Origin of the sequence: Amycolatopsis sp. cmx-11-12 (assembly GCF_046269425.1) — a bacterium.
In the GTDB taxonomy this organism is placed as follows: Bacteria; Actinomycetota; Actinomycetes; order Mycobacteriales; family Pseudonocardiaceae; genus Amycolatopsis.
Genome location: NZ_JADNQM010000040.1, coordinates 23,301 through 49,754, shown reverse-complemented (window position 1 = coordinate 49,754; position 26,454 = coordinate 23,301). Strand labels below are relative to the sequence as shown.

General features: G+C 63.2%; 20 protein-coding genes. 14 read left to right on the top strand and 6 right to left on the bottom strand.

Annotated features, from left to right (window positions below):
- Positions 1 to 208 precede the first annotated feature (208 nt).
- A complete protein-coding gene (locus tag ACLARN_RS36750; RefSeq protein WP_409496090.1) occupies positions 209 to 610 on the top strand; it encodes a winged helix-turn-helix transcriptional regulator in 402 nt (133 codons plus the stop codon).
- Here the strand turns inward: ACLARN_RS36750 and ACLARN_RS36745 are convergent, their stop codons facing one another.
- Positions 611 to 3,271 carry an MFS transporter gene (locus ACLARN_RS36745; RefSeq protein ID WP_409496089.1) on the bottom strand — a complete coding sequence of 887 codons (2,661 nt, stop codon included), beginning with the start codon at positions 3,269 to 3,271 and terminating at the stop codon, positions 611 to 613.
- Between the two features lie 386 nt (positions 3,272 to 3,657).
- Between ACLARN_RS36745 and ACLARN_RS36740 the strand changes: the two genes are divergently transcribed.
- Positions 3,658 to 4,215, top strand: a complete 558-nt coding sequence (locus ACLARN_RS36740) for an NUDIX hydrolase (protein WP_409496088.1) — start codon at positions 3,658 to 3,660, stop codon at positions 4,213 to 4,215.
- Here ACLARN_RS36740 and ACLARN_RS36735 read toward each other — a convergent pair.
- Positions 4,212 to 5,330 carry an XRE family transcriptional regulator gene (locus tag ACLARN_RS36735; protein WP_409496087.1) on the bottom strand — a complete coding sequence of 373 codons (1,119 nt, stop codon included), beginning with the start codon at positions 5,328 to 5,330 and terminating at the stop codon, positions 4,212 to 4,214. The genes ACLARN_RS36740 and ACLARN_RS36735 overlap by 4 nt on opposite strands.
- A gap of 630 nt (positions 5,331 to 5,960) precedes the next feature.
- On the opposite strand from ACLARN_RS36735, the gene ACLARN_RS36730 reads away from it, so the two are divergent.
- From ACLARN_RS36730 to ACLARN_RS36695, 8 genes are all read left to right on the top strand, one after another.
- Positions 5,961 to 6,398 (top strand): hypothetical protein, encoded by a 438-nt coding sequence (locus tag ACLARN_RS36730; protein WP_409496086.1) that lies wholly within the window; start codon positions 5,961 to 5,963, stop codon positions 6,396 to 6,398.
- A gap of 153 nt (positions 6,399 to 6,551) precedes the next feature.
- The gene (locus tag ACLARN_RS36725) at positions 6,552 to 6,734 is read left to right on the top strand and encodes a hypothetical protein (protein ID WP_409496085.1); all 183 of its coding nucleotides are present in this window, start codon (positions 6,552 to 6,554) and stop codon (positions 6,732 to 6,734) included.
- A gap of 147 nt (positions 6,735 to 6,881) precedes the next feature.
- Positions 6,882 to 7,694, top strand: coding sequence for a helix-turn-helix domain-containing protein (locus ACLARN_RS36720; RefSeq protein WP_409496084.1), 813 nt, complete (start codon positions 6,882 to 6,884; stop codon positions 7,692 to 7,694).
- A gap of 59 nt (positions 7,695 to 7,753) precedes the next feature.
- Positions 7,754 to 8,689 (top strand): helix-turn-helix domain-containing protein, encoded by a 936-nt coding sequence (locus tag ACLARN_RS36715; protein WP_409496083.1) that lies wholly within the window; start codon positions 7,754 to 7,756, stop codon positions 8,687 to 8,689.
- Between the two features lie 89 nt (positions 8,690 to 8,778).
- Positions 8,779 to 9,216: a hypothetical protein gene (locus ACLARN_RS36710; RefSeq protein WP_409496082.1), complete on the top strand. Its 438-nt coding sequence runs from the start codon at positions 8,779 to 8,781 to the stop codon at positions 9,214 to 9,216.
- Positions 9,213 to 9,422 carry a hypothetical protein gene (locus tag ACLARN_RS36705; RefSeq protein ID WP_409496081.1) on the top strand — a complete coding sequence of 70 codons (210 nt, stop codon included), beginning with the start codon at positions 9,213 to 9,215 and terminating at the stop codon, positions 9,420 to 9,422. Before ACLARN_RS36710 ends, ACLARN_RS36705 begins: the two co-directional genes overlap by 4 nt.
- Before the next feature lie 620 nt (positions 9,423 to 10,042).
- Positions 10,043 to 13,807 (top strand): hypothetical protein, encoded by a 3,765-nt coding sequence (locus ACLARN_RS36700; protein ID WP_409496080.1) that lies wholly within the window; start codon positions 10,043 to 10,045, stop codon positions 13,805 to 13,807.
- Positions 13,804 to 16,518 carry an ATP-dependent RecD-like DNA helicase gene (locus ACLARN_RS36695; RefSeq protein ID WP_409496079.1) on the top strand — a complete coding sequence of 905 codons (2,715 nt, stop codon included), beginning with the start codon at positions 13,804 to 13,806 and terminating at the stop codon, positions 16,516 to 16,518. Before ACLARN_RS36700 ends, ACLARN_RS36695 begins: the two co-directional genes overlap by 4 nt.
- Positions 16,519 to 16,947: 429 nt before the next feature.
- Here ACLARN_RS36695 and ACLARN_RS36690 read toward each other — a convergent pair whose 3' ends face one another.
- From ACLARN_RS36690 to ACLARN_RS36680, 3 genes are all read right to left on the bottom strand, one after another.
- A complete protein-coding gene (locus tag ACLARN_RS36690; protein ID WP_409496078.1) occupies positions 16,948 to 19,278 on the bottom strand; it encodes an ATP-binding protein in 2,331 nt (776 codons plus the stop codon).
- A 219-nt stretch (positions 19,279 to 19,497) separates the two neighbouring features.
- Positions 19,498 to 19,773 (bottom strand): hypothetical protein, encoded by a 276-nt coding sequence (locus ACLARN_RS36685; RefSeq protein ID WP_409496077.1) that lies wholly within the window; start codon positions 19,771 to 19,773, stop codon positions 19,498 to 19,500.
- A 728-nt stretch (positions 19,774 to 20,501) separates the two neighbouring features.
- Positions 20,502 to 23,414 carry a hypothetical protein gene (locus tag ACLARN_RS36680; protein WP_409496076.1) on the bottom strand — a complete coding sequence of 971 codons (2,913 nt, stop codon included), beginning with the start codon at positions 23,412 to 23,414 and terminating at the stop codon, positions 20,502 to 20,504.
- Between the two features lie 179 nt (positions 23,415 to 23,593).
- Here ACLARN_RS36680 and ACLARN_RS36675 point away from each other — a divergent pair, with 179 nt between their 5' ends.
- The 3 genes from ACLARN_RS36675 to ACLARN_RS36665 all read left to right on the top strand — a co-directional run bounded on the left by ACLARN_RS36675 (position 23,594) and on the right by ACLARN_RS36665 (position 25,122).
- A complete protein-coding gene (locus ACLARN_RS36675) occupies positions 23,594 to 23,827 on the top strand; it encodes a hypothetical protein (RefSeq protein ID WP_409496075.1) in 234 nt (77 codons plus the stop codon).
- A 114-nt stretch (positions 23,828 to 23,941) separates the two neighbouring features.
- Entirely contained in the window at positions 23,942 to 24,697 is a 756-nt protein-coding gene (locus ACLARN_RS36670) for a DddA-like double-stranded DNA deaminase toxin (protein ID WP_409496074.1), read from the top strand.
- Positions 24,697 to 25,122 (top strand): Imm1 family immunity protein, encoded by a 426-nt coding sequence (locus ACLARN_RS36665; protein ID WP_409496073.1) that lies wholly within the window; start codon positions 24,697 to 24,699, stop codon positions 25,120 to 25,122. Before ACLARN_RS36670 ends, ACLARN_RS36665 begins: the two co-directional genes overlap by 1 nt.
- 42 nt (positions 25,123 to 25,164) lie before the next feature.
- Here ACLARN_RS36665 and ACLARN_RS36660 read toward each other — a convergent pair whose 3' ends face one another.
- The gene (locus ACLARN_RS36660) at positions 25,165 to 25,878 is read right to left on the bottom strand and encodes a hypothetical protein (protein ID WP_409496072.1); all 714 of its coding nucleotides are present in this window, start codon (positions 25,876 to 25,878) and stop codon (positions 25,165 to 25,167) included.
- Positions 25,879 to 25,938: 60 nt separating this feature from the next.
- On the opposite strand from ACLARN_RS36660, the gene ACLARN_RS36655 reads away from it, so the two are divergent.
- Positions 25,939 to 26,115 (top strand): hypothetical protein, encoded by a 177-nt coding sequence (locus ACLARN_RS36655; protein WP_409496071.1) that lies wholly within the window; start codon positions 25,939 to 25,941, stop codon positions 26,113 to 26,115.
- Positions 26,116 to 26,454 lie beyond the last annotated feature (339 nt).

Here is a 26,454-nt window from a genome sequence, read left to right as displayed (position 1 = left end):
GCTCGCCGGCTCCGAACCAAGCCGGTCACCTAACTTCCGTCCCCGGAGCGGAACGTCCGGGCTTCTTCGGTTCTAGCTGGTCAGCCCCGACTATCTGCAAGGTAAGTACGTACTGAGCCTCGACTCAGTACGCTGATCTTCACTCGAACAGTGGACACAAGACCGCAGATTTGCACCGGCGCAAGCCCGCTCGTGATAGGCAGAGGCCGTGGCCAACGACTGGGACGTCCCGTACCGCCAAAGCCTGCACGAGGCGCTGGCTCTGCTGTCCGGTCAATGGACGGTGGCGGTGCTGGCCACGCTCGCGCTCGGCGAGCGGCGCTACAAGGATCTGATGGCCGAGGTGAACGGCGTCGAGGAACGCGTTGGCTGGGTATCGCACCCGAAGCCGGTCACAGACAAGGTGCTGACCGACACGCTGCAACGAGCCCGGGACAACGGGCTGGTCGTACGCCGTGCCGAGGGAAGCCAGATCGGCGGCAGTGTCTGGTACCGGCTCACCCCCAGCGGCAAGGAGCTACTGAGGGCTCTGCGGCCGTTGGCGACCTGGGCGCAGCAGAATCACGACAACCTGGCGAAAGACACCGCCACCACGACCGACGAGACTTGATCACGTAGTCAACATGCGAACCTGGTTCCGCCCACCGTCCTTCGCGGCGAACAGGGCCAGGTCGGCGGCCAGGAGCACGTCCTCGAGACTCGTACCGGCGTTCGGGTACAGCGCGGCTCCGATCGATGCGCTGAGTGGGTGCTGCTCGCCCACGGCATGATCGTGGATGCCGTCGACGCGCAGGCCGAAGACGGCCTCGCACGTCCGGTCAGCCGCGGCTCGGAGCTCGTCCTGAGTTACGTCGGGAAGGATCACGACGAACTCTTCGCCACCGAACCGGCCGCTGTAGTCCTCTCCGCCGATGTTCTGGAGAACCTGGCCGACTGCGCGGAGGGCTCGATCTCCGGCTTGGTGGCCGAAGGAGTTGTTGATCCGGCGGAAGTGATCGAGGTCGATCATCAGCACACCGACCGTCGTACCGGTGCGTTCAGCTCGCGCGAACTCGGCTTCAGCGAGGGCGTGCCATGCGGTCGAGTTCAGCAGGCCGGTTTTCGGGTCGATGGTGGCCGCGTGCTCGAACTGCCGGATCAGCACCGACCTGTGCAGCGCGTACAGCGGCACGAAGATCAGCACGACGAGCGTGGGGTGCATGCTGAGCAAGAGAGCGGTCACGACACCCATGCACAACGTCGCGAGTTCGAGCGCGTTCTCGCTGAACGGCCCGAGGAGGCGCGTCGCTGTCCTGTCTGGACGCACGATCGCGATCGTGATCGCGGCGATCAGCGAGTTGACGGTGAAGTACACGACGACGACCGCGGCGCACGCCAGCGCATCCGAGCCATCGAACTCGTGCGTCATCGGCACGAGGTGCATCTGCTTGGCAAGCCATCCAGCCACCTGGCAGGACAAGATCACGTTGGCCGCGTTGAACGCGAACCGCGAGGCAAAGGTCCCGGCCACACCACGTGAGCAACGGAGCCAGAGATGGACATAGAGAACGACAGCGAGACCGGCGGCGAGAGACGGGGACAGGATGAGAGCACCCGCAAGCGTCCACACGGACGAGAAATTGACGTGTGGCGTGTCCGCGAAGCGCCTCCGACGCCGTTCAACGCTGCGCGCCAGCTCGGCCGCGATCACCCCGAAAGCCAGCACGAACAGGCAGACACGAACGTCCCCCCAGGAGGGCGTATCAAGAGCCGCGCTGACGCCGACCGCCGCGATTGCGGCCATTTCGATGAACACGACGAACGCACGCGCATACACAGAGTGAGACCAGACAGACCAACCTACGGGTCCAATTGGACTACCCCCATGCGCGCTCTGTGACTCCCGCTGCATACTGACCGCACTTCCGTTCCCTTCGGAGGAGGGGCCGGTCTCCGAAGTCGCCGCTTCCTGGCCGGCGGAACCTCCTCCTTCAGCCGGACGTCCCGGGAGGAGGCCGCGATGCGTAACAAGGAAGTCTGAGGGTCTTCGTGCCGCCTGATCAGCTTGTGCAGGCTCGTCCTCGGTGATCCTGACGCGTCGAGGACGAGCCATCTTCCAGGCTGCGCCGACGGCGACAACCAGGACCGTGGCCAAAACGCCTGCGACCGCGACGGTGTACTTCGGCCCGATCACTTCCGCGACGACTCCGCCACCCAGGATCGCTACGCCCTGACCGGCGTAGACAGTGGTGCTGAATCTGCCCATGACGGCGCCACGCCGGGAATCCGGGACAATCGCGACGATCATGGGTTGCAAGCGGATCAAGTAGATCGTCGAGAAGACGCCGGACAACGCCCACAACGTGATCGTCCAGGCGACTCCCGGCAAGAATGCACAGGCGACAAGCGGCACACCCGCCAGAGCCGCCGGGACCACCACAGCTCGCTGGGTCGGCGTTGCCGACGAGCCGGTCTTAGCCGCCCACCAGGCCCCGATGACGCTGCCGACGGGATCGGCTGCCATCAGCAGGCCGATCGCGACCGCTCCCGCTCCGAGAGACCCCGCGTACGGAGCGGCGAGACCTTCGGGCACCACGAAGAGCCCGATCAACGCCCCCAGGATGAACGGCACTGCCAGCCTGAGGTCGATGCCGCGCTGGTGAGCATCGGCGCCGACCTCGCCGACCGCGGTCTTCTTCGCCGCCTGGACTGGCCGGACGCCCGTCGAGATGATCAGCGCACTCAGCCCGAAGGTGGCCGCGTCGACGATCAGCGCGCCTGACGGACTGAGCACCCCGACGAGAATGCCGCCGAGCCCGAACCCTGCCACCTGCGCGATCTGGACCGTGATCTGACGAAGCGCCAGGCCAGCTTGGTATCGGTCATCGCCCAGCACGTCCGGCAGCAAAGCTAGTTGCGCTGCTTTGAAGGGCGCCGCCGCCATGGTCAGCAGACCGATCAAGGTCCACAGCACCCATAGCGGCATACCAGGGATGGCCATTGACGCCGCCAGTGCGCCACGCACTAGATCGGTCAGTACGAGGACACGCTTGCGCGGAAACCTGTCGGCCAGGCCAGACAACAGAAAGCCGCCGAGCACGGCAGGAACGAACGTCAGCGCGTAGGTCAACGCGGTGAGTACAGCCGAGGAGGTCCGTTCGAAGACAAGAACCGCGAGAGCAACCCTCGCGAGTTGATCACCGAGGATCGATGCGGCTTCGGCCGACCACAGCGCACGAAACTCACCGACTCTCAACGAGTCGATCAACCCGACCCCTTCCACACGCCGCATTTGGCCTCCCCACCGCGCGCGGTTGTGCTCCAGTTCGCCAATGAAGGCGTCACACGTCTGGACCAGCCACGGTATGCCCGGAGAGTCGCCAGCCGGATACGATTAGCGAAGTTTCACTCGATCGCATGCAGGTGACTACCTACCGTGATCATGAGGGCGCGCTCGCCACCTTTCTCTAAACTGGACATAGATCAGCCGTGGGCACAGTCGGCTTCAAGACTTCCGCGACTACAGCCCGTTGCTTGTCTTAGGTTGAGCTTTACAGCCACACCGCTCACTCGACGTGCGGGTATCAACAACATCGGCCGGCGTAGCCCTTCAGCTCGTCCCCAGTGAAAACACGGCTCATATCGCTACGCCGACCTTGCGCCGTAGGATCCAGTCACGTGGCTATCGAACCCAACGGGCAAGAGTCGACACGCTGGAAGATCCACGAGGAGCGGCTGGTCGACGACACACGTCGCTTACACCTGAGCATCGCCTCGGTCGAGCTCCCTGACGGCGTGACCTTCGAGCAGTACGTGCTGCGCATCCCCAAAGCCGCCATGGTGGCGGTTCTCGACGATCAGGACCGCGTGCTCATGATGTGGCGCCACCGGTTCATCGTCGACCGTTGGGTGTGGGAACTACCAGGTGGCTATGTCGACCCCAACGAGGATCCCGCGAAGACCGCGGCGCGTGAAGTCGAGGAAGAGACGGGCTGGCGCCCGCTCGGCGTCGAACGCCTTGGCTCGATGCAGCCCATTGTCGGCAGCGCCGACGCAGAGAATATTCTGTACGTGGCCCGAGGAGCGGAGTATGTCGGCGAACCCGAAGATATCAACGAAGCTGAACGGGTAGCCTGGATTCCACTCGACACTGTTCGCCAGCGCATCGCCGAGGGCGAGATCATCGGCGCAGCATCCCAGGTTGCCTTGCTCCACGTTCTCGCATTCCACCGCTAGGACTGTGTCGGAGTGGGGACACCTGCCGCAGTCATTTGGGAGTACAGCGACTTTACGCGCCGGTCGTCGCGATGCGCGGCTAGACGACGTCCTACATCAGCAAGGTAGGCGCCACCTCGAACCGATCGGACGTGCTCACTCATCCTTACCGCGGTCGCCGCTTCGTTACACGCCTCATCAAGGCGTCCCTGATCGGCCAGCGTCGACGCGAGTAGAGCCGTATTGAACAACCTTCCACGCTCGTACCCGTCGCTCATTCCAAGTGATCGCCGGGCGAACCGCTCGGCTTCAACAGGAAGTCCGAGATCGCGGAAGGTGTGAGCGAACTTCGCCGAAAGGTAGGCGTTGTCGAAATAGGTCAGCCAGGACGGCCCAGAACCGGGTACAAATCGTTCGAAGGATCGTTCCGCGTCACGAAGGGCTGCGAAGCAAGCAGATGGGTTCGCCTGGAGCGCGTGCCCATGGGCTTCTAAAACCGCAGCCTCTGCCTGCAGAGCGACCAGGCCGGATCGCTTGGCAGTACGCCTGGCTGCGAGCGCCATGTCGACGGCGACCCCGTGGGCTCTATTGAACGCAGCATGATGACTCATCGCCGCAAGCATCTCGGCCTCAAGTGCGTCGTCACCGGCATCCTGAGACAGCTTCAACGCATCGCGCAGGTGTCGCTGCCCTTCGCCCGCATTGCCGATATCGTAAGCGATCCAGCCAACGACCTGGTGTAACTCGGCGGCCGCACCAAACAATTCCTCTTGCTCCGTCGAACTCCTGCCAGCGTCTTTCAGCAACGGCGTAACCGTTGACGTCAAGTATTTGGTGATGGTCGTCGTCGCCTGACTATGGCCACCGCCATACCGGTTGTCGAGTCGCCGGAACGTCGCCGTCATATCCCGAACAATCTCGACGTCGCGGCTTCTAGGTTTCGGCGAAGCGCTCGCTGACTCCGAGGCCACACCGAGAAGCGAAGCACCAATAACGGTCGCGCCCGCGCTTGCGGCTTTGAAGAAACTTCTCCGTTGCACGTCGTCGACACTAGCTTGCACCTCCGCGCCAGTCGATGCTTCAGGTACATGGGAAACCTTGAACCATAGGAGTTCCAGGGGGACACGTATTGCCAAGGCCCAACGTTCGAGGCTGTGCAGGTTGCTTGGCGAACGAGCACCGGGAGCCTCGAGCCGACTCACTTGTGACTGATCCAGGCCCAGCCATCGACCTAGCGCAGCCTGTGACACGTGCGGATCGGATTCCTTGCGATATGCCGAGAGAAGGCGCCCGAAGTGGCGCGCATCAAGCGCAGCACGAATGCCCTCCGCTTGCCAGAATGACTCTGGTCGCGTCGGAGCTTCATGGGACACCAATCGTTTGATGCACGTCCCGCAATGTTCACTCACGCGATCGCGAGCGAGGCGCGCGCCGCACGCTTTACACCTGCGCGTTGCTCCTCGCACGACCAGCCGCCCCTCGTCCATCTCTCATCACAGTGTATGCGATCTAACACCCTAAGTCACAGATTCCATGCTGTACATGCATGGAATCCGACGCTGCAGGCTCTCTACCAGCTGAATCTCATGCATCACTGTCGTTCCACTCCAGCACCTGGAGTCAGACACTCAGTACATGCATCCAGTCACTTACGGTAACAGGGCCAGTTCTGGATCCTCCTTGCCCGTCCGGGCGGGACCCTTGCAAGAACCCGCGAAGCGGTGATGCCTGCTTCTCAACGTAAGCGGCGGCCCACTCTTGGGGCAATGACAGCGGACATTGACAACGCCCTTGACGCAGTGTCCGGCGCTGGATGGGAGAAGTGGCAATTCGGCACCAGAGAGAACTTCTTAGGTTTTGTTTACCTACACCGAAAGAACAATCATGCAGACGTCCTCGTAGTCAACAGTCAAGGCTTCGCGGAAGCCTACCGCGCCCATATCAACAAGGACGTTCATCCATTCGTACCCGAGCTTATTTCCTGGTCGTTCGGCGGCAAGCCTCAGGATGCACTTCAAAGGCTACTCGCCCTCCCCGAGCCAGAAACCGCTGAAGCGCCGGACTGGCGGCAACGTTTCCATGGAACAGCACTCGTCCCTTTGCCTTGGCGACAAGCACCGCACAGTTGCGTCCGGTCAACCGGTCACGCAGCCGAGAAAAGCGGTTACAACGGATGCATCGCCGGGCCATGGCACCTTATTTGACCACCACAGCCAGAAACAAATTCGGGCGGCCCACAGGTGACAGGTTGAGAGGAGTCCCGGACCTGACCCCCTCGCCGGGACTCCTCTCAACCTGCCAGCTCCCGCTCGCAACTCTCGCGAGAATTGCCGACTAAATGTTATGGAGGAGAACAGATGGCCACCGGACGCCACGCGCATGCCACTTCTCATCGCACGTCAGCTGGTTCCAGGCTGGGCAACGTCAGCTATATCGGAATTATCTTCCTGCTCATCGGAGGAGGAGTCATCGTCGGCAGCGGATTCGTCATCGCTTACCTGGGAGCCAGAATATATTTCGGGCTCTCGCTCGCATGGTGAACATTACACCTCCAACCTGGCCTCCGCGGACGATCATCTGGCCAACTCTCCGTTTCCCGCGCCACCACAGCAAAGAAATCTCTTCTAGAAGCATTATGAGGAACTGTGAAGAAGAAAAATAACGCGAGCTCTTTGTCGACTGTAAAGATGCGAGAGCTCGGAATCGAGCTTCACCGGATCCGCAAGCGGGCTGGGTATCCCGGAGGCGACGTGGGTGCGTTGATGAACTGGAACGCTTCCACGGTTTCGCGCCTGGAGAACGGCCTCTGCAAGGTCCCGGACAGGAAACTCGCACTCTACCTGGCGCGAGCAAAGTCCACCCCCGTCGAACTCGACGAACTGGTGTCCTTGGCTCGCCGCCCAGATGACGGCTACCAAGTCAGGCCACACCCGGCGGGCTTCCCCGATAGCCTTCCCATCATCACCATGCTCGACCACGACAGTTCATCGATCACCAGCTACGACCCCGTGGAAGTACCCCGCCACCTCCAGGTCGAACCGTACATCCGCGATGCCCTCAGGCGACACGGATACGACGATCAGGCACTCGACACGGCGGTGAAGACCCGGCTGGCTCTCCACCCCTCTTCCCTTCGCCAACCCGGGTCCTTCACCTTCTACCTGTCCGAAACTGCCCTCCACAGCACCAGCGTGCCTCCCACGGTGACACATGAACAGTTGGCGCATCTGACAATCGCGTCCACACTGCCTCACTGCCATATCCATCTTGTTCCCGCAGACGCGGACCTGACGGACATACGCACAGGTTTCACGTTCTACCGACATGAGGAACACCGCCCCGTACTGCACCATCAACAACCCACCACCAGTCTCTTCCTCGAAAACGAAACCGACATCACGTTCTACGAAGGCCATCTAGAAAAGATCGCCGCAGCAGCGCTCAGTCGTAGCGAGACCCGAGATCGACTCTCGACACACCTAACCGAGGTTAGGCCCTAGTCCGCTATCGACCAGGAAGTCCAGGCCCGGATCGCTAGAAATCAGAAAATCGATACCACATGACCACATCGAGGAATCCATTGAAGACGGGAAAAGAAAAGAAGTTCTCCACCATCAAAAGAAGGGAAATGGGCGCCGAGCTCCGACGGATCCGCAAGCGCGCAGGTTACCTAGGCGTCAACATGGCCTTTATGCTGGATTGGGGCGAGCCTGCGATTTCACACATGGAGAACGGCACACGCAAACCTCAAGACGGAAGGGTTGCGCTCTACCTCGCACGAGCGAAGGCAACTACCGAGGAGTTCGACCGCCTGGTGGCGCTCGACCGCTACCCCGACGACGGCTGCCAGGCCAGGCCTCACCCCGCGGGTTTCCCCGACTCACTCCCTATCGTCACCGTGCTCGATACCGAAAGTATTTCTTTCGCCACCTACGATGCTCTCTCTATCCCCCGACATCTCCAAATCGAACCGTACATCCGCGCCGTGCTTAGGACGCACGGCTACGAGAACGGGTTCGCGCTGGATGCCGCAGTGCAGGATCGCCTCACCCGACAGCCGTCATCCATGCGAAAACCCGGCCCCTTCACCTTCTACATTCCCGAAGCGGCCTTGCACGACAAGCCAGGGAGCGCCGAGGTTGCGCATGAGCAACTTGTGCACCTGTCGATCCTGTCCTCGCTTCCCCGCTGCCACATCCACCTCGTTCCCGCGGACGCCCCCGTGACCGATCTCTGCACAGGGTTCACCCTGTATCGGCACGACGAGCACCCACCCGTTCTCCACCACCAACTGCCCACCGCCAGCCTCTTCCTCGAAAGCGCGCACGACATCGCCTACTACCAGGGCCAACTGGAACGTCTGGCAGAACTAGCGCTTGGCCAGCAAGAGACCCGGGAATGGCTCACCCAAAAACTGGCTGAAATCGAGCTGCGCCAAGAGCGCGCTCGGCCACTCAGCCCTCAACGCTTGGCCGTGGCGGAACCCGAGACATGAGACTCCCGTACGCAGTCGACGATGACCGTGCAGCCGTCGAAGCGGTCGGTCAGGAAGTCAACCGGCCAGACACGGCACGCTGGCGGGCAATGACCACTGGCGAGGAGCGTTTACGGCAGACCTACCGCGCGCTTGGGCTCCTGATCAAGCAGGTCGAGGTCGCGTTCATCAAACGCAAGGCCGACCTGCGTGCCTTTCAGGGCACCCGCGAGGACTACCGGGAGACGGCGTCCGAGTACGAGGCCTGGAAGTCGCGGACAGTTCACTTCACCAATTGCGCGCGTGAACGCCGCGGTGAGCTGGAGCCCCGAATCCGCCTTCTCAACGAAGCCCGTGTGATCGACGAGATGAGGTCTGCGCTACGCACTCTCGCGCAGGCCGTGGCCGACCACCGCGACGGGATCCGGAATAGCAGTCGAGTCGAGACGACCGCAGACCGGATGCTGTGGGTCCAGCTCGACCTTCTACCGCGCACATCCGTGTGCCGCAGTACCGGGTCGGCCGGCACCGCTAGCCGCGAAAGGTGAGTGAGACGGGGACCGCTCCGCTCGGCTCCTTCCGCATCGGAGGTGGCCGTCGTGCTGACGGCCAGCACCGCGGCCGCGACCAGACCGGTCGCGACCAGGCCACCGTGCGCGGCACAGGAGGTCGTGTTCTTGGTGGGCCGGTCACCCTGCGGATGGTGCTGCATCGCCCGGATACCGACGTCGAACAGGCGGCCCCCGCCAAGTAGACCTCGACGAGGTAGGGCTTCTTCTGTTGGACGGTAGCGAAGCTCCGAGAGAGTACAGATGCGCGCGAGCGACCAACCTCAGCGGTAGTGGCCGCGAAGGCTGCTGAAGCCAGCACTGATACAAGGCCGTCGGCTTGTGCGATGTTAAGGGTATGAACGGAGCACGGGTCACTTTGGTGATTACTTGCGTGGTCGTGGCCGGCTTGGGTGTCTGGTTCGCTGTGGCTAAGTGGGATCAGACCAATAAGGCCGCTACTGTGGCTTCCGCCTTGGGCGCGGTGGCCGCAGTCGGTGTCGCAGTCTGGACAACCCTGCGCGCCTCGTCCGGTCGAGCTGGATCGCGTCGCACCACCCGGGCCACAGGCACTGGGAAGGCGACTGCCACTGGGGCCGGCAGCAGCGCCATCTCCGGCGTACGCGGCACCGCCAGGGACGAAGGGACGGTCAGGGCGCGTAACACAGGAGAAGCACAGGCCGATGATGGCGGCAGCGCAGTCACCGGCGTTGACCTCGGCTGATACTTAGCCGCAGGTGGCGTAGTCGAGATGGTGACGCGAAGTGAGCAAGGATCGGCTTGAACAGCGAGAGACGAATCAGCTTCGGCAGGAACGTGGCCGCAAGTGAGCACAGCTAGGGTCTCCAGGACCGGAGACGCGATCGCGACTGCGCCGGGCGCCATCGCGATCAGCGGAGCGGGCACCGTCACGGTCACCACCGCTCCCGCAGCGGTCTCCTACTACCGCGACCAGATCGCGCAGATCGCTCCCGACCGGCTGCTTGATAGGGCTATGGAGCTAGCCGAGCTGGCCACGTTCTGTACCGCAGCCAACGATGATGCGCCAGCGTACCGATGGTGGCGGGCGCCGAAGTGGTCAGGCAAGACCGCTCTGATGGCCGCCTTCGCCCTCGGCCCGCCGCCGGGAGTGCGTGTGGTGGCATTCTTCGTCACCGCCCGCTGGGCCGGACACGACACCCGGGAAGCGTTCGTGGACATCGTGGGCGACCAGCTGGCCGAGATCCTCGGTGAGCCCAGCCCGGCGACGATGCCCCCACATGTGCGTGACAGCTACTTGTTAGGGCTGCTCACGCGCGCCGCGCAAGCCTGCCAGAGCAGGCAGGAACGGCTAGTTCTGCTGGTCGACGGCCTGGATGAGGACCGCGCCACCCCGCACGACCGCCCAGGGGTGGGGACCAGCATCGCCGCCGCGTTGCCTGCCCGTCCGCCCACCGGGATCAGGATTCTGGTGGCCGGACGGCCTAACCCCCAGCTCCCCGCCGATGTCCCCGCCGACCATCCATTGCGTGATGCAGCCGTCCTGCGCGCCCTGGATGCCTCGCCCCACGCGAAGATCGCCGAAGACCGCATGCTCCTGGAACTGGACCGTATGCTGCATGCCGGTCCAGAAGAACGCGATCTGCTCGGGTTACTCACCGTTGCCCGTGGCGGTCTGACGGCTGCCGACCTTGCCGCGCTGACCAACCAGAGCGCGCGCCGAGTCCACGGTCGGCTACGTAAAGTAGCCGCGCGAACGTTCGATACCCGCAACGCGCACTGGCGCCCGGAAAACCCGGTCTATCTGCTCGGACACGAGGACCTCCAGGCAATCGCGGCCGAGGAACTGGGCGAGTACCAACTGACGGCCTACCGACATCGCCTGCATGAGTGGGCCGATCACTACCGCAGCCTGGGCTGGCCGTCACAGACACCGGAATACCTGCTCCGCGGCTACCACCGCATGCTCACAGCGACCAACGACCTGCCCCGTATGGTCGCCCTGGGCACCGACGGAGCGCGCCACGATCGCATGCTCGATCTGTCCGGAGGTGACAACGCCGCTCTGACTGAGGTCACCGCTACTCAGGATCGTCTGTTCCTTCAGAGTCCTATCGACCTGCTGGCGATGTTGCGGCTGGCGATCCATCGTGACCACCTGATCAGCCGAAACGATGGCATCCCGGTCAGTCTGCCTGCTTGCTGGGCTCGTCGCGGCTACACAGACCGTGCGCTTGCCCTTGCTAGCTCCATCAGCGATCCGGTGGACCTTGTCGCTGCGCTGGGTCACCTCGTGGTGGCGGTGGCCGAGGTCGGCAGCCGAACGCAAGCACGTTCACTGCTCGACCGAACGGAGATGGCCGCGCGCAACATCAGCGACCCCTTCACGCAGTCTCGATCTCTGCTGCATGTGGTGGCCGCGAGCGCGAAGACAGGTGATTCGGAGCGAGCGGCAGCGCATGCGCGCGACATCAGCGATCCCAGGATCCAGGTGGAGTCGCTGGCATACCTGGCCAAAGCCGCGACACGAGCCGGCGACATCGAACGTGCTCGCGCCCTGATCGCCGAGGCAGAGACGACCTTCACCCACAGAATCGATTCTGGACCGCGATCCATCGAGCTGATGGGCGTTGCGGAGGCACTCGTGGGAATTGGCGAGTTGCAGCGAGCAGAGGCCCTAGTCCGCAGCCTTGATACCTACGACGGGCCGTCGTTACTAACCCAACTCGCCGTGGCGATCGCGCGGACTGGTGATGGGGAGCGCGCCGAAGCCATTGCCCGGACTATCACCGACCCTGGCGGCCGAGCCGGCGCGCTCACCCGCCTGGCCGAGACGCTCGCACGACATGACAGTGAGGACTACACCGACCGCGTCCGCGCACTCGTCGAAGACGCCGAGGCGATTGCTCGCGAGATCACCAAGCCGTCTACGCGGGCTAAGGTCCTCGCGGGCCTGGCTGAGGTTGTGGCGCGAATCGGTGATGTGGACCGCGCTCGTTCGCTGATCGACGAGGTCCAAAACGACCTCCACGCCGTCTCCGAACTACATCGGACGACGATCTTGTCCGCGATGGTGGCAGCGGCCGCCGCTTGCGGCGACCTGATGCGAGCCGAGGTCATGGCCCGCAGCATTCTTGATCTACGTGCACGCACCATGGCGCTGCAGCAGGTGGCAATCCCACTGGCGCGGGCAGGCAATCTGGACCACGCCGAAGCCCTCGCCAGGGAGTTCACGGACGTGCCACTCCGTCCACACCCACGAACCGATGTGGCGCAGGCGATTGCCGAGGCGGGCGACCTCGCGCGGGCTGAAGCAGTAGCACGCGGCGCTACCAGTGCGCGGCGGTGGGTATCGGCTCTGTCTGACGTCGCGGCTGCGCTGGCACAGATTGGCGATCTGGACCGCGCCGAAGCGCTCGTCCGTGACGAGATCGACCCGTCCCGTCAGTCGTTGCCGTTGGAGCGGATCGCTGTGACGCGGGCACGCCACGGTGATCTGGACCGCGCTGAAGCTCTTGCTCACGACATCACTAACTCAGATTCCCGCGCATCGGCTCTAGGAGAAATCGCTGCGGCGGTCGCCGTCGCCGGCGACTCGGAACGAGCGCACAGGGTGCTTGAACAGGCCGAAAACGCTGCCCGCACCGTCGGCGACTTCGAGTATCAAGCCACGTTGTTCATGCACCTGACGGAGGTGGCTGTCGACATCGGCGACGAAGACCGAGCGCGTGCGCTGGTGGACCATGTCCTGACCATTGTCCCTAACATCGCCGAACGCGATGGGCGCGCACTGGTGCAGGCCTGGCTCGTGGACGTCTTTGCCCAGGCCGGAGACCTGGAGGGCGCCGAGGCCATCGCGTGCGACATCGACAACTCCGACAGCTATCTGTGGGTGTTGGCGGACATCATCGACGCGTTCGTGAACGCAGGCGATCCCCGACGTGCGCGTCTGCAGATCGACCGCGCCGAGACGCTGGTTCAAAGCTACACCGAGCTAGGCGAGCAGGCGTGGGCACTCGCGCATTTAGCCGGGGGGCTCGTGCAAGCTGGTGACCTGGAAACTGCGCGCTCCGCGGTCGATGAAGCAGAGAACGTCGCCTACGCCATAGTCAAGTCAGAGATCCGAGACTGGGCATTGAAATGGGTTGCAGGGGCTGCCGTGTGGATAGGTGACTTGGAGCGAGCCAAAACCATCGCCAATGCTCCCATGACTCCCGGCCACAGAGACGACGCGCTCACGGACATGACGACGATGTTCGCTGAGGAGCGCGCCCGAGAACACATCGAGGCGATCGCGAACGGCACCTCCGACCCCGACCAGAGGGCCGCGGCGATGCTCAACCTGGCGAGGTTGGCGTCGGCATGCTGCAACGAGACCCTCGAAACGGATAATGGTTGCCGTGCGAAATTGCAATCGTTCGAAGGCAGCAATCCGGATCGCCAGTGTTTACTAATCGCGACCAGATTGAGACTGACCGATTGGGAGAGGTCTATCGAGGTACTCGCTGAGTTGATCCCTACAGCAGCGGCAGTCGCACTACACGAAATGGGCGCAATTGGCTGGAGACCAGCACGTGCAGGCGCAGCCGACGATGGAGGTGAACTCTCATGACCACGGTCGGCGAACAGATCCAGAGCGCAGACGAGGCGATCTGCCGAAACATCCAGCTACTGGCTGATCAGCGCGCTCTGCTGTCGCAGAATGTCCTCGCGCAACTCCGGAACCTCGTCGAGGGGGTAGCGGTACGACTTCACACCGGCAACTCCGATGCAGACTTTAACTACGCACAAGTCGATCCCGGACTTGCATTCGTCAAGAGCAAGGGTAAGGTCAACTTTCTCGGCAAGTTCCACAAGCTCACCCAAGCGAGTACCTCGCACTACACCCTGGATGGGGACGCCTCCGAGCGTCTGATGCTCAAGTACTACGAGTACCTCCTGCGCATCCGTAGCCTGCTCCAGGACAGCTGCGGGATCGCCGTACTGGCGAACCTTGAAGCCTTTCCGATCGATCTCGACCCGTCGCTGCGGGAGTACCACGAAAAGATCGCCACGAGGATCGAGGCTGGACATTCAAGGCGGTCAGGCGACGGCCTGCCGGGCCGATACTACATCCATAAGACGCGCCCCTTCTTCGTTGGCGGCCGCATTTACTACGAGGTCACCTTTTACCAAGCCGTCAATAAGATCAGCAAGTTCGACCGCATCATCGCCTTTACTGACATTGACATGACCGACAAGTACTCGGCCATGCTGACGCTACAGAGCGACTCGATCGACGTGCTCGACCAAACGATGCCAATCACGATCATTCGCGAGTGGGAGGTGTCGATCCGCCCGTGTGAATTCGACAATTTCGCACGTCTTCTGGGCATCACCACCAGGGTGCGGACCGGCTCTGCGGAGTACCGCTACCTGATGCAAGGGCTGACGGCCGGCTCGGGCAGCCTGCTGGACCTAATCGACCTGCCCGATGACAGGTACCAGGCGACAAAGGCCCTGGGTACGACAGGCATCTCTCAGCCGCAGATCTTCCCGGCACTGGACGAAGCACGCCGCATCGTGCGCTCAGCTTCTCCTGGCCACAACGTCATCCGCTATCTCATGTTGCGAATGCACAACCAGGTGCTGAAGCCGCAGTACTACTGGGAGAGCTGCGGGCTCCTGTCAGGCATGAATCTGAAGTATGGCTGCATTCCGTTCGATCAGATGCCCTTTTGCACCTCGCTGCCGGGCCACAACCCGCGGTACTGGGACCTCGTCGAAAGCCTCGACGTGTCCGAACGTAACCATGAGCTGCTCGCTCGCCGTGTGAAGAACAACGTCGAGCGACACGGAGTCCTCTACACGCCTGTGGCTGAGCTGGAGGAATTCGGAGACATCGGCCAGCTGATCCCCGCGTACAACAGGAAGGTCTACCACCGCCACACCGAGCGCAAGCTGGTGCTGGACAAGGGGCACATCTTCATCCGTGGTTACGAGGACGACACCGTCGACATCGTCGAGAAGCTCCAGGAGTTCACACCCTCCGGGATCGACGGCTACACAGAGGCCGTCGAGCGTTGGCTCGACGAGACTCCACGCGAGATCGACGACGACGCCAAGAAGGACGCGCTCAAGCTGCTGTTCAGCCAGTCGCGGGTCGCGCTGATCTACGGCGCGGCCGGCACTGGCAAGTCGACCATGGTTGACCACATCGCGAACTACTTCAACGACAAGTCGAAGCTGTTCCTTGCCCACACCAACCCAGCGATCGACAACCTCAAGCGTAAGGTCACAGCGCAGAACTCGACTTTCCGCACGATCAGCAGCCAGATCCACAGGGCTGCCCTCGACCCGGAGTACGACCTGCTAGTCATCGACGAGTGCAGCACCGTCAGCAATGCTGACCTACTCAGGGTGCTGGAGGAGACATCCTTCAAACTGCTCGTGCTAGTCGGTGACGTCTACCAGATCGAATCGATCCAGTTCGGGAACTGGTTCAGTATCATCCGGTCGTTCATCCCGAACACGTCGGTGTTTGAGCTAACGACACCGTTCCGCACCAAGAACGACTCGCTCTTAGGCTTCTGGAACAAGGTGCGGTGCATCGACGACGACCTCGCCGAGGTCATCGCCCGCAATGGCTACTCGACCGTTCTCGACAAGTCACTCTTCGAGGCTCAGCGTGACGACGAGATCATCCTGTGCCTGAACTACGACGGTCTCTATGGGATCAACAACGTCAACCGATTCCTGCAGAGCAGCAACCCTGGCGCGGCAACGACCTGGGGCGCCTCCACGTACAAGGTCGGCGATCCGGTGTTGTTCAGCGGCGCTGAACGGTTCCGTCCGGTGATCTACAACAATCTGAAAGGGTGGATTGTCGCCGTCGAGCGCATGCGAGGGCAGATCCGGTTCGACGTCGAGCTCGACCGACCGCTCAGCGAGTTCGATGTGGACGGTGATGAGCTCGAATGGGTGCAAGGTTCAACGGTTCGCTTCTCGGTCTACGAGCACGACATCAGCGACGACGACGATGACTCCCTGAATACCACCGTGCCGTTCCAGGTCGCCTACGCCGTCTCGATCCACAAGGCACAAGGTCTTGAGTACGACTCCGTCAAGATCGTCATTACAGACGCCAGCGAAGATCACATCACCCACAGCATCTTCTACACGGCCGTCACCCGCGCACGTGAGCACCTGAGCATCGTCTGGACACCAGAGACCCAGCAGCACGTTCTCAAGAGCCTTCAGCGGAGCACGAGCCCGAAAGATACTGCCCTACTGTCGACCCGTCGGGGCTTGGTGACAGCGTCTGGATCCCGGCGCGGTTCATGAGACGAAGAGCTAAACGAGATCGGACATGGGCGAGGACACGTTTCTCGAGATCAAAATTGGTAGATTCTCCTTGCCGCAATGTCCGGCCGGTTCTCTTAACCAGCGAGTTCGGGGTTCGAGTCCCTGATGGCGCAGCCTAGGCTGTAGCTGACCGGCGACTACAGCACCGGTGGAGTCATCAGGGCCATCTACCCGGTGGTGTGACAAGTCGCTGAGGGAACGCAGGCCGCCCCGATGGCGCCGCCGCATGAGATCCTGAATGACACTTCCCAGAAGCATCACTTCGTCTGGCATGAAAGGCTGTCATGTCGAACGCGCGCTGCGACGGCCCTGTTGAGGCACCAGCTTGTCACTGAACATGCTTGAGCCGCGTTGTGGGCACGGCCGCTGATCCCTGCGACGACGGAAACACCTTCGGTGACTTCAGTGCTACCAGGCTTGCCGTTTGGTGAAGGTTGCGCCAGTCTCAGCGAGGAGCGCCTGCGACATGTTCCAACACTGAGCAGCGTCGATGTGACGGCCCGTCCGTTCGTAGGCATGACCCAGAGTTCGCAGAGCCCGGCCCTCACCCAAGCGGTGCCCTGTACTACGGCTGATCATCAAAGCGTGCTCGGCGTGCTCGATGCCCTGCCGAAATTCGCCGAGGTCGAGATGTACTTCGGCTAGCGCGCAAAACGCCTCGCCTTGGCGAAGCTGTTGGCCCGTGGCACACGCCCGCGACCGTGCTCCTTCAGCACAGTCAAGCGCCTCTTGAAACCGTTCAAGTGCGCGCAACTGGATGGCCAGTTCGACCAGAGCGTCAACTTCACCCGGCGGATAGCCGATCTTGCGCGCACTGGCAAGAGCCGCTCGGGCATATTGCTCCGCACCGTGTAGCTCGCCCTTTCGGCGAGCAACGCTCGCAAGGCCGCGCAGTGCGATGGTCTGCCGGTAACTGTCTCGGAGTCGCACGGCTTTGCTCAATGCCCTCCTGAGGTGATCATCGGCTTGATCCAGCAGTCCTTGATCACAATCGATAATCCCGATTCTGACCAAGGCGATGGTTTGACCCGCGAGATGTTCGCCTTCATTATATAGAGTGAGTGCTTGTTGCGCACAGTCTCGAGCGCGAGTAAAATCGCCGAGTTTATGATAGACAAAGCTAAGGTTCGCCAAAGGCGCCGCTTGACCTGTTGCGCTGCTGGCTTTTCTGCCCATGACGAGGGCTTGCTGCATGCAAATTTCAGCGTCGCGCAGATTGCCCAGCTCACGTTCCATGACGCCAAGATCGCCGATGGCGATGGCCTCAGCATTCAAGTCTCCAATATGTCGACTTTTCGCAATAGCTTGTGCGAAGTGGTCGCGTGCTTGCGGATACTCGCCCAGGTGACTATGTACATTTCCGAGCGTACTGTGCAGGCGTCCTTCTGCCCTCACTTCTCCAGCTCGCCGCGCAACAGCTAGAGCGATATGTACAGCCGCGCGTACCGCAGCGTTTTGGGGGCCTTGCGGAAACATGGAGAGCGCGTCAGCGAGGTGCCACACAATTGGACCGAGGTCGTGATCTGCAGCACTGTGGACTGCCGCTATGACGGTCTGCCGTTCGGTTTCCAGCCATTCCGATGCCTCGGCATCATTGTCGAACGAAACCAGCACGACACCCGGGCCGACCAGCGGAAGAGGCAGCCGCACATCGGCCGAATGCAGCGCACGTAAGGCCACATCCGCGGTGTGCAAGTACCACCCGTGTATGCGACGCACAGCCGCTTCATGATCGGGTCCGCCTTCGTCCTGCGCAGCGCGTTCCGCCGCATAGGAGAACAATAGGTCGTGCATGCGATACCGCGTCGGACGCACGGGTTCAATGAGGTGGGCGTCGGCAAGCTCATCAAGGAGCTGACAAGTCACGTGCCTGGAAGACCCAAGTGCAGCCGCAGCAGCTTCTACGCTGAACTCAGAGCTGGGGTGCAGGCCCAGACAGCGGAACAGGCGAGCTTGCTCAGCGCCTAGCCGACGGTAGGACCAACTGAACACGGTCCGCACCGCTGCCCGCTCGTCTCGACCTCGACTCAGAGCGTCCAGTCGATGACGGTCATCGGCGAGCTCGGCGACAACGTCTGCGACGGTGGCATGCACGTGGCCTGTGGCGCGACAGGCCGCGACACGCAGCGCGAGCGGCAATCGCGCGCACACGGTCGTCAGCGCCAGCACAGCATCTGGCTCCATCTCCGCTCGCTGGCGCCCCACGATCGACTCCACCATCTCAACCGCTTCTGTCGCCGTGAGCAGATCGAGCGTCAACCGAACCGCCCCCTCGCCGATGACCAGCCCAAGCAGACTGTCACGACTAGTAACCACAACACGACACCTCGACGAGCCAGGCAGCAGCATGCGCACCTGTTCGGCGGTACTGGCGTTGTCTAACACGACCAGCATCTGCCGGCCAGCAAGCAACGACCGATACAGACCAGTTCGCGCCTCCAGCCCAACCGGTATCCAGTCAACCGGAGTCCCCAACGCCCGGAGAAATCCCTCCAGCACCTCGCTGGAACTGGCCGGAGCTCCAGGCCCGTAGCCACGAAGGTTGGAATAGAGGGTGCCATCCGGAAAGTGACGTTGCGCCCGATGAGCCCAGTGCACCGCTAGCGTGGTCTTTCCGATCCCGGCAGCCCCGTCCACCGCCGAGATGATCGCCGCTACCGATGTATCCTCGCGCTCTTCGAGAAGCAAACCGTCCAGCGCCGTCAGGTATTCACTACGGCCGACGAAATCAGGAATCACGAGCGGCAATTGCCGCGGCACAAGACCGCTACGTTTCGCTTCGGGTTCCGCGTGTTTGGCCGTCTGGAGATGCCCAATGGGCCCAGCTTGCGTAACCCGACCGGCCTCCTTGCCAGCAGATTCGTTTCGGCCCGCTGCCCCGTCTACCACGAACTACAGTCTGCCTGAGTAGCCGACGCGTCACCGCGAGTTTTAATGGGCACCACCCGTCTGGAGCACTCACGACGGGTTGCCGCTGCACCCCCGGTGCTCACTCTTCTTGCCATCACCAGTCTCGTCCACGACCCGCATCGCCTCGTCCGAATGCTGATGGGCCGAAGTCGATGGCGCCTTCAGGCAGCAGCTCGCGACCTGGTCCAGCCTGCGTCGCCGCACCACGCGCTGCTCGGCATGATCCACGCCAAGTGGGCGTCCCCGGCATGGGCGCACGATCAGGCCGCGCGGTACCCGAGCCACCGTGACCTCGCCGGCAAATACCGCGCCCGTGCGCTCCACCTCCGGCCTCCGCGGCATCCTGGCTGGAATTCGGCGAAGACAGTGAACCGCACCTCCCGGCCAACCCGGCTGCTGAATCGGGCGGCCGTAACGCTGTCTACGCTGAGCAGTTCGTTTGGCGGCAAGAGAATTCGTTTGTCGCACGCTGACAGGTTCGAGGGTGAAGGGGTCAGGGTAGGCGGCGCGGATGTTGCTCATGGCGGTGGTGACGCCCAAGCCGAGTATGCGCAGTAGGACGACGGGATCGCTGGTGCGTCAGCAACAGTGGCGAGGCTTCGGTCGTGGTCGCGAACAGTCGCCGCCCGAGATGTCGCCAACTGCTAGGAGTGATCACGCAAAGCGACAGGGCCTGAGTGTCGCCACAAGGAGTGCCTTGTGTCATTGACCTACCGATGCCATCCACGCGCCTAGAATCATCTAGCTCAGATTGTCCAGTTCCATCCATCCCGTTACCATTGACTGGCGAGATTTCGTGACTCAATTTCCCGAGATCAACTGGCGGCAAATCCGTGGCAAGTCGCCGTCGGGCTCGCAGCGTGATGGGTTCGAGGAACTCGTCAGCCAGTTGATGATCTTTGGTGCACTCGTGACGTGGCCCGATACGTAGGTGGCCACCGGCGAGTTTCGTACGGAATACATCACGCACGAATAGTGTCGGCTACCAGTCAAAGTTCCAGGCTGAGGCGTTTCTGATCCGGTTTTCCCGTACTCGATGGACGCAGGTCCTATCAGTCCAGTCCAAAGCGAGTAATATGCTTGGCCTCGCGTTCGCGGCTGGGCTGTTCCGCTAGCCAGTCAGTCAATTTAGTGAACGCGGAGGGATCTCCGGCGGTGACGGCGTCTCGGTAGACCTGTTCCACCTCCGCCTCGCGGCCTGGCTGTTCCCTCAGCCAGTCAATCAGCGAGTAGAACGCGTAGAGGTCTCCAGCGGCGATGGCGTCCTCGTATGCCTGTTCCACCTCCGCTTCGCGGCCTGGTTGTGTCGCCAGCCAATCGATCCACCCGCGGAACGCGTTGCGGTCTCCAGCAGCGATAGCGTCCTCGTACGCCTGTTCCACCTCCGCTTCGCGGCCTGGCTGTATCGCCAGCCAATCGATCCACCCACGGAACGCGTTGCGGTCTCCAGCAGCGATAGCGTCCTCGTACGCCTGTTCCACCTCCGCTTCGCGGCCTGGCTGTATCGCCAGCCAATCAGCCAACTCGACGTGCGCGAAGTGTTCGTCCGCGCTGATAGCGTCGCGTAAGGCCCGCTCTGTGTCCGGCTCGCGGCCTGGCTGCGTTGCTAGCCAGTTGGCCAGCAAGTTGAACGCGAAAGAGTCCCCCGCAACGATGGCGTCCCGATATACCTGCTCAGCTTCCGCCTCGCGGCCTGGCTGTGTCGCCAACCAGCCTGCGAACGAGGACAATCCGTCGGGGTAGCGGATGATGGTGTCCCGATATACCCGCTCTACCTCGGCTTCGCGGCCTGGCTGTGTCGCCAGCCAGTCAGCCCAAACGCGGACCGCCCTGTAGTCCCCGGCGGCGATAGCGTTCTGATACACCCGCTCTACCACAGCTTTGCGGCCTGGCTCTGCCACCAGCCGACTAATCCACATATGGAGTACGAAGGAGCGCCCGTCGGCGATGGCGTCCCGGAAGAGTAGCTCGGCCTCTGCTTCGCGGCCTGGTTGCTCAGTCAGCCTGGCGGCGAACTCCTGCAGCGCGTTGAAGTCGCCGGCGGCGATGGCGTCTCTGAAGGCCTCCTCCGCCTCCGCCTCACGACCCGGTTGTCCAGTCAGCCAGCGCGCAAACGCGTAGAGAACGCCGCGGTCACCGGCGGCGACAGCGTCCCTGAAGGCCTCCTCCGCCTCCGCCTCACGACCCGGTTGTCCAGTCAGCCAGCGCGCAAACGCGTGAAGAACGCCGCCGTCTCCGGCGGCGACAGCGTCCCTGAAGGCCTCCTCCGCCTCCGCCTCACGACCCGGTTGTCCAGTCAGCCAGCGAACAAACGCAGAGAGCACATGGGGGTGACCTGAGGCGATGGCGTCCCTGTAGACCCGCTCCGCTTCCTGTTCATGTCCCGGCCGCACCGCGAGCCAACTGGTGAGCTCCCCCAATGCACCGGGTGTGCCTGCCGCACGGTATAGCGCTTCGCCGTGCTGGAAGCGGCCGCGGTTTCTTGCCGCCTTGGCGAGGTTGCAGAGATCGTCGGGGGCCGCGGAGTGGTCCCGTAGCGCGTTCCAGACTGCGTCGCTGACTGGATGGGTGTGACGAGTCTGGCTGAGGTGCTGTTCGAGGTAGTCAGCGAGTTCATAGGTGCCGGGCTTGCCTGTGGTGTCGTGAGGGTCGGTGCAGTCGAGCGGAATGAGGGCCTGGACCCCTTGGGTGGAACGTAGGGGCTGCGTCGCGTGGGCGATCGCGGTGTCGAACCAGTCTGGAGGCTGGCTGGTCTGGCCACGTTCATCCCGCCATAGTGCTGTGGCAGTCGCACGCAGCAAGGGGGCGGTAATCGGGCTGGTGTGGCCGAGGCGACGCGCGTCACACGCGGCGTCGAGCAACAGCTGGTCCATGTGGTTCGGCGCCGTGAGGTAGTGCTGAAGGAGTTCGTGGGCCCCGGCGAGGGTCTGGGCAAACCCGATCCGGTCGCGATTGGCGAGAGCCGCGCCAAGGCGCTCATCCCCGGTGCTGGCAGCGAGTTTCCGGGCTCTACCGCGTTCGCGCCGCGAGAAGTCGCGGAGAACATCGTGCCATCGCACCCACTCATTGGCTGCGGCCAGCAGCCCCCGGTTGTCGCTGAAGTGATCGGCGGGCGCGGTGGCATCGCGCAGCTTCTCCGGCCACAACGTCGCCACCATCACGAGAGGCTGCGGGCTTCGGTTCGTCCCATCGGTGCGGTTGCCGGTGGCGGCGAACAAGTCACGCAGAACGTCCAGAGACAGTCCGGCGCCGTTGGGACCGAGGAAAGTTTGAAGTTCGTTGAGCCACAGCACGCACCTGCGCCGGTGCAGCAGGCCGGACGTGACCAAGCCACGAACCGCAGTGGCTGAACGGGGGCGGATCACCGCCCACCCGGGCCCGAGAGCATGGACAGCCTCGAACAGTGACCGGGTCTTCCCTGTCGACGGCCCGCCACGCAGCACCACTAGAGCACGCAGTTCACCGCGGGCTGCGGCAGCTACGTCCGCGCGCAGTGATGTGTCGTGATCCCGCTGAACATACGCGGGCGGCGACATGACGGGGTTTCCGTCGCTGACGAGAACCCGACCACGACGGATCGCGGGGTGAACCGTCGCCTCGGCAGGGGTGAACTCGTCCATCTCCCACACCGTGCAGTCGGCTTCCGCCGCAGCGACCCTCCACCCCACCGTCACTGGGTCGGTAGTTTCGGGCCTGCTACGCCGGTGCAGGAGCAGAGCCTCCGCGCGTTCAGCGTCGGTGACACCGAGCGCGGTCAACAGCGAGTTGAGGATATCCTCGCCGCGACTGTGGCCAGGCTTGGCGATGTAGTTCTCGGCCGTCCCTCGACTGCACGATGCCAGCTCCGCGAGTTTCTCGTAGGACAGACCACTGCGGGCCTTGAAACCGGCCAGGAACGTGCAGAGCTGCTGAGCGGCGGCAAGGTCCGGCTGCACCATCACCACAGTTTCCCACCCCACCGTCATGGCCGAACTCCGCGCCTGCCCCACCGAGCGCGTCGGCAGCTGACGCATCGGTCCGATGCACATCCATCGCCCACGTCGGCGCCGTGCCCGATGGATGTACTGACCAGCGTGGTGGACGGCGTCACCGTGGAACCACACCGGCCGATCGGCGGTGACAACAACACGAAAAGGTGGTGACGATGGGCTCCAAACCGATCGTGCTGCTCGCCTCCGCCGCCGGCGGCGCGGCTCTCCTTCGGGCCCTGCCCGTCTGGTGTGTGGTCGCCGTAGCGGTGGTCGCCGCGGCGACCACCGTTGCACGGGTGATCGTCACCCAGATCATCCGCCTCCGCGCCAGCAACAAGATCACCACCAGCGCACACGCCCTCCGGGTCCTCGAGCTCGAAAACGGCACCCGACGTCGCGGCAACTAGCCAGGCGTGAACCCGCGCAGGCCTCTTCACCCTCGGTTCCAATGAACCGAGCTCGCGTTCACGAACACACAGCGCACGGCTGCACTACTCGCTCCGACGGGTGATGATCAGGGCATGGAGAACGTCGCTGACGTCGTGGCCGGCACCACCGCCGCCGCGATCTCTGTCGACACCGCCGCCGCACACCTACAGTCCGCCGCGAGCCTCATAGCGGAAGCTCTCGCCGCACTCGCGGCGGCTACACAGGACGTCAACAACGGACACGCCGCACTTTCCGATGCCCACAACCGCATCACCGATCTCACAGGCCAGCTACAAGAAAGCAGCAAGGCTCTCGCCCGGTACACCGCGAGCCTGCGCGGGCCCGCCACGACACCGACCGAACCCGTGCCCCGACGGCCCGCACCAGACCCACGCACCGACAACGCCACCGACCCCGAACCACAGGTCGCCGCAGCTCGCGCCTCCCTGCCGCCACCTGTGCAACCCAACACCGGTCAGAAGACACACGGACGATGGTTCGCCACCGGATCGAAGGACTCCGGCAGGCCGATCGTCAGCGGCACCGGTGCCCCCGATCCCGACGATCCCGATGACGTCACCCATCAGCAGGCCCAGGAGCATCTGACCGCACTCGGCTACCGGAAACTCGCGATCGCGGCGCACGTGGAAACCAAACTCGCCGTCCGCATGGCGCGCACCGGGCTCGACGACGTCACCGTCACGATCAACCATGTCCCCTGCGCCGGCCCGCTGGGCTGCGACAAAGTACTGCCGAACGTCCTGCCAGCCGGATCGACGCTCACCGTCTATGGTGTGACAGCGGACGGAACGCCGAAAACCTACCGGTACCAAGGAAAGGCACGCTGATGCTCGAAGCGTGGTATGTGGGACACCTCGACGAACCGGTCACCGTCACGACCCCCGCTGAGCTCGACGCCGTCCTCGACGCGGTCGCCGCCGCCGACACCCGGCAAGTCGTCCAGCTCATCCCCGACGGCGACCTGACGAAACCGGACCTGACCGTCGGCCTCTACCGCGACCGCGGCACACTCCGCTACGCCGACCAGGACGACGCCTACTACAGCACCGGCGGCACCTTCGCCCTGCCCGACGGCTGGGACGAGCTCATGTACTACCTCGACACCGGCGAACAGTTCTACCCCGACAACGCCGAGATCCCCGCAACGGAAGTGCGCGCCGCTGCACATTATTTCCTTACGCACCAGCAACTTCCTGGCAACGTCACCTTGGTGACCGAGAGCGGCGATATTCGCAACCCGTCCGTCAGTTGAGGTTCAGGATGGCCTGGTTGCCCGCCAGGCGACCGTAGTTCGTCAAACGCCGCGCGGTCGCCGTTGCGGACCTGCAAGGTCCATCCGCTGACTCATCGGTGACGACGGGTCCGGCGCCTTCGCTAGAGCCAGCTGAGTCGGGCCCTGGTTCTTCCGCATCTCGACGGCCAGCGCGACGAGTTCCTTCAGTAGCCAAGTTCCGATCGTCAGGCCGTCGGAATAGTCGCGGATCCAGGTTTCGATGAACCGCATGCGCCCGTCGGTCCTCTTGATCGCACGGAACTTCGGGTCCGATGCTAGCGCGGCCGCCAATTCCTCTTTGCGGGCTTCCAGGGCGGTGGCGCAGTCATTTGCTTGGAGCCGGACCAGGTCGTTGGCTTTTCTGACCACCGACGAGATCGTCCACCGCGAAATTTTCGGGTTCGTCTTGAGATCGGCCAGCGCAGGTAGCGTCTCGGCAACAGCGACGCGCTCGCTCCACCGCGCCCGCCGGAATTCCTGTGCAGCCGCGACCTGTCCGGCGAGCTCGGCGATCTTATCCTCATCGAAACCGCCGTCGTCCCAGGAATCAGGCTCCGCCTCCAGCCCCGCGTACCACGGAGTCTCCGTGGGCCAGAGGTGCAGGACGCCGTGGTGGGCGAAGCCGAGTTCGGCCACGACCCGGCCAGTCCAGCCGGTGACGCGGGCCAGCGCCTTGCGAACCTTCGTCCGGTCTGCACTGGTCTTGGTCCGATCAGCCCCGGCGCTGATCGTCACGTCGCCAAACTTGTTCGACGGTTATGTTGCGTTTCGCGACGATGTCGCGATGTGTCCGACGTGGCCAGTCCCGCTGAGCGGAAACCCGCACCTGACGCTGTGTTGCCGATGCTGCGTGCCTGGGCGACCGAGATCAGGGAAGTGGACTTCACCGACGCCGTCTCGCTGGAGACCATGCGTGCGCTGTGGGTAAACCGCCAGCGGCATCGCAGCGTCGCGGGTCGGCACCGCCGATAGCCGCATGGGCCCTGGCCTGAAACACGCGATGGAGTCCGCCACGGCGTGACAGGCGCCCGCGGTTCACGCGGCCGCCACCCGGTGGCAGCCAGTCCTGTCGCGGCAGCGGCGAAGAGCGCCTTCCGTATCCCAGTCGGCCAGGAGGAGTTCGCCGACAGCTGACTGGCAAGCGCGTCGCATGCGAGCCCTTGTTGCGATCCTCCCTGGCCGGCGGACGGCCAGCGCTGCGGCGTGGCAGAACGAACTCTCGGCGGTGCAGAAGTTGCGATCCTCCCTGGCCGCGGACGCCCAGCGCTGCAAGCGCGCACAGGTTCGTGCGGGCCTTCTTCTGGTTGCGAT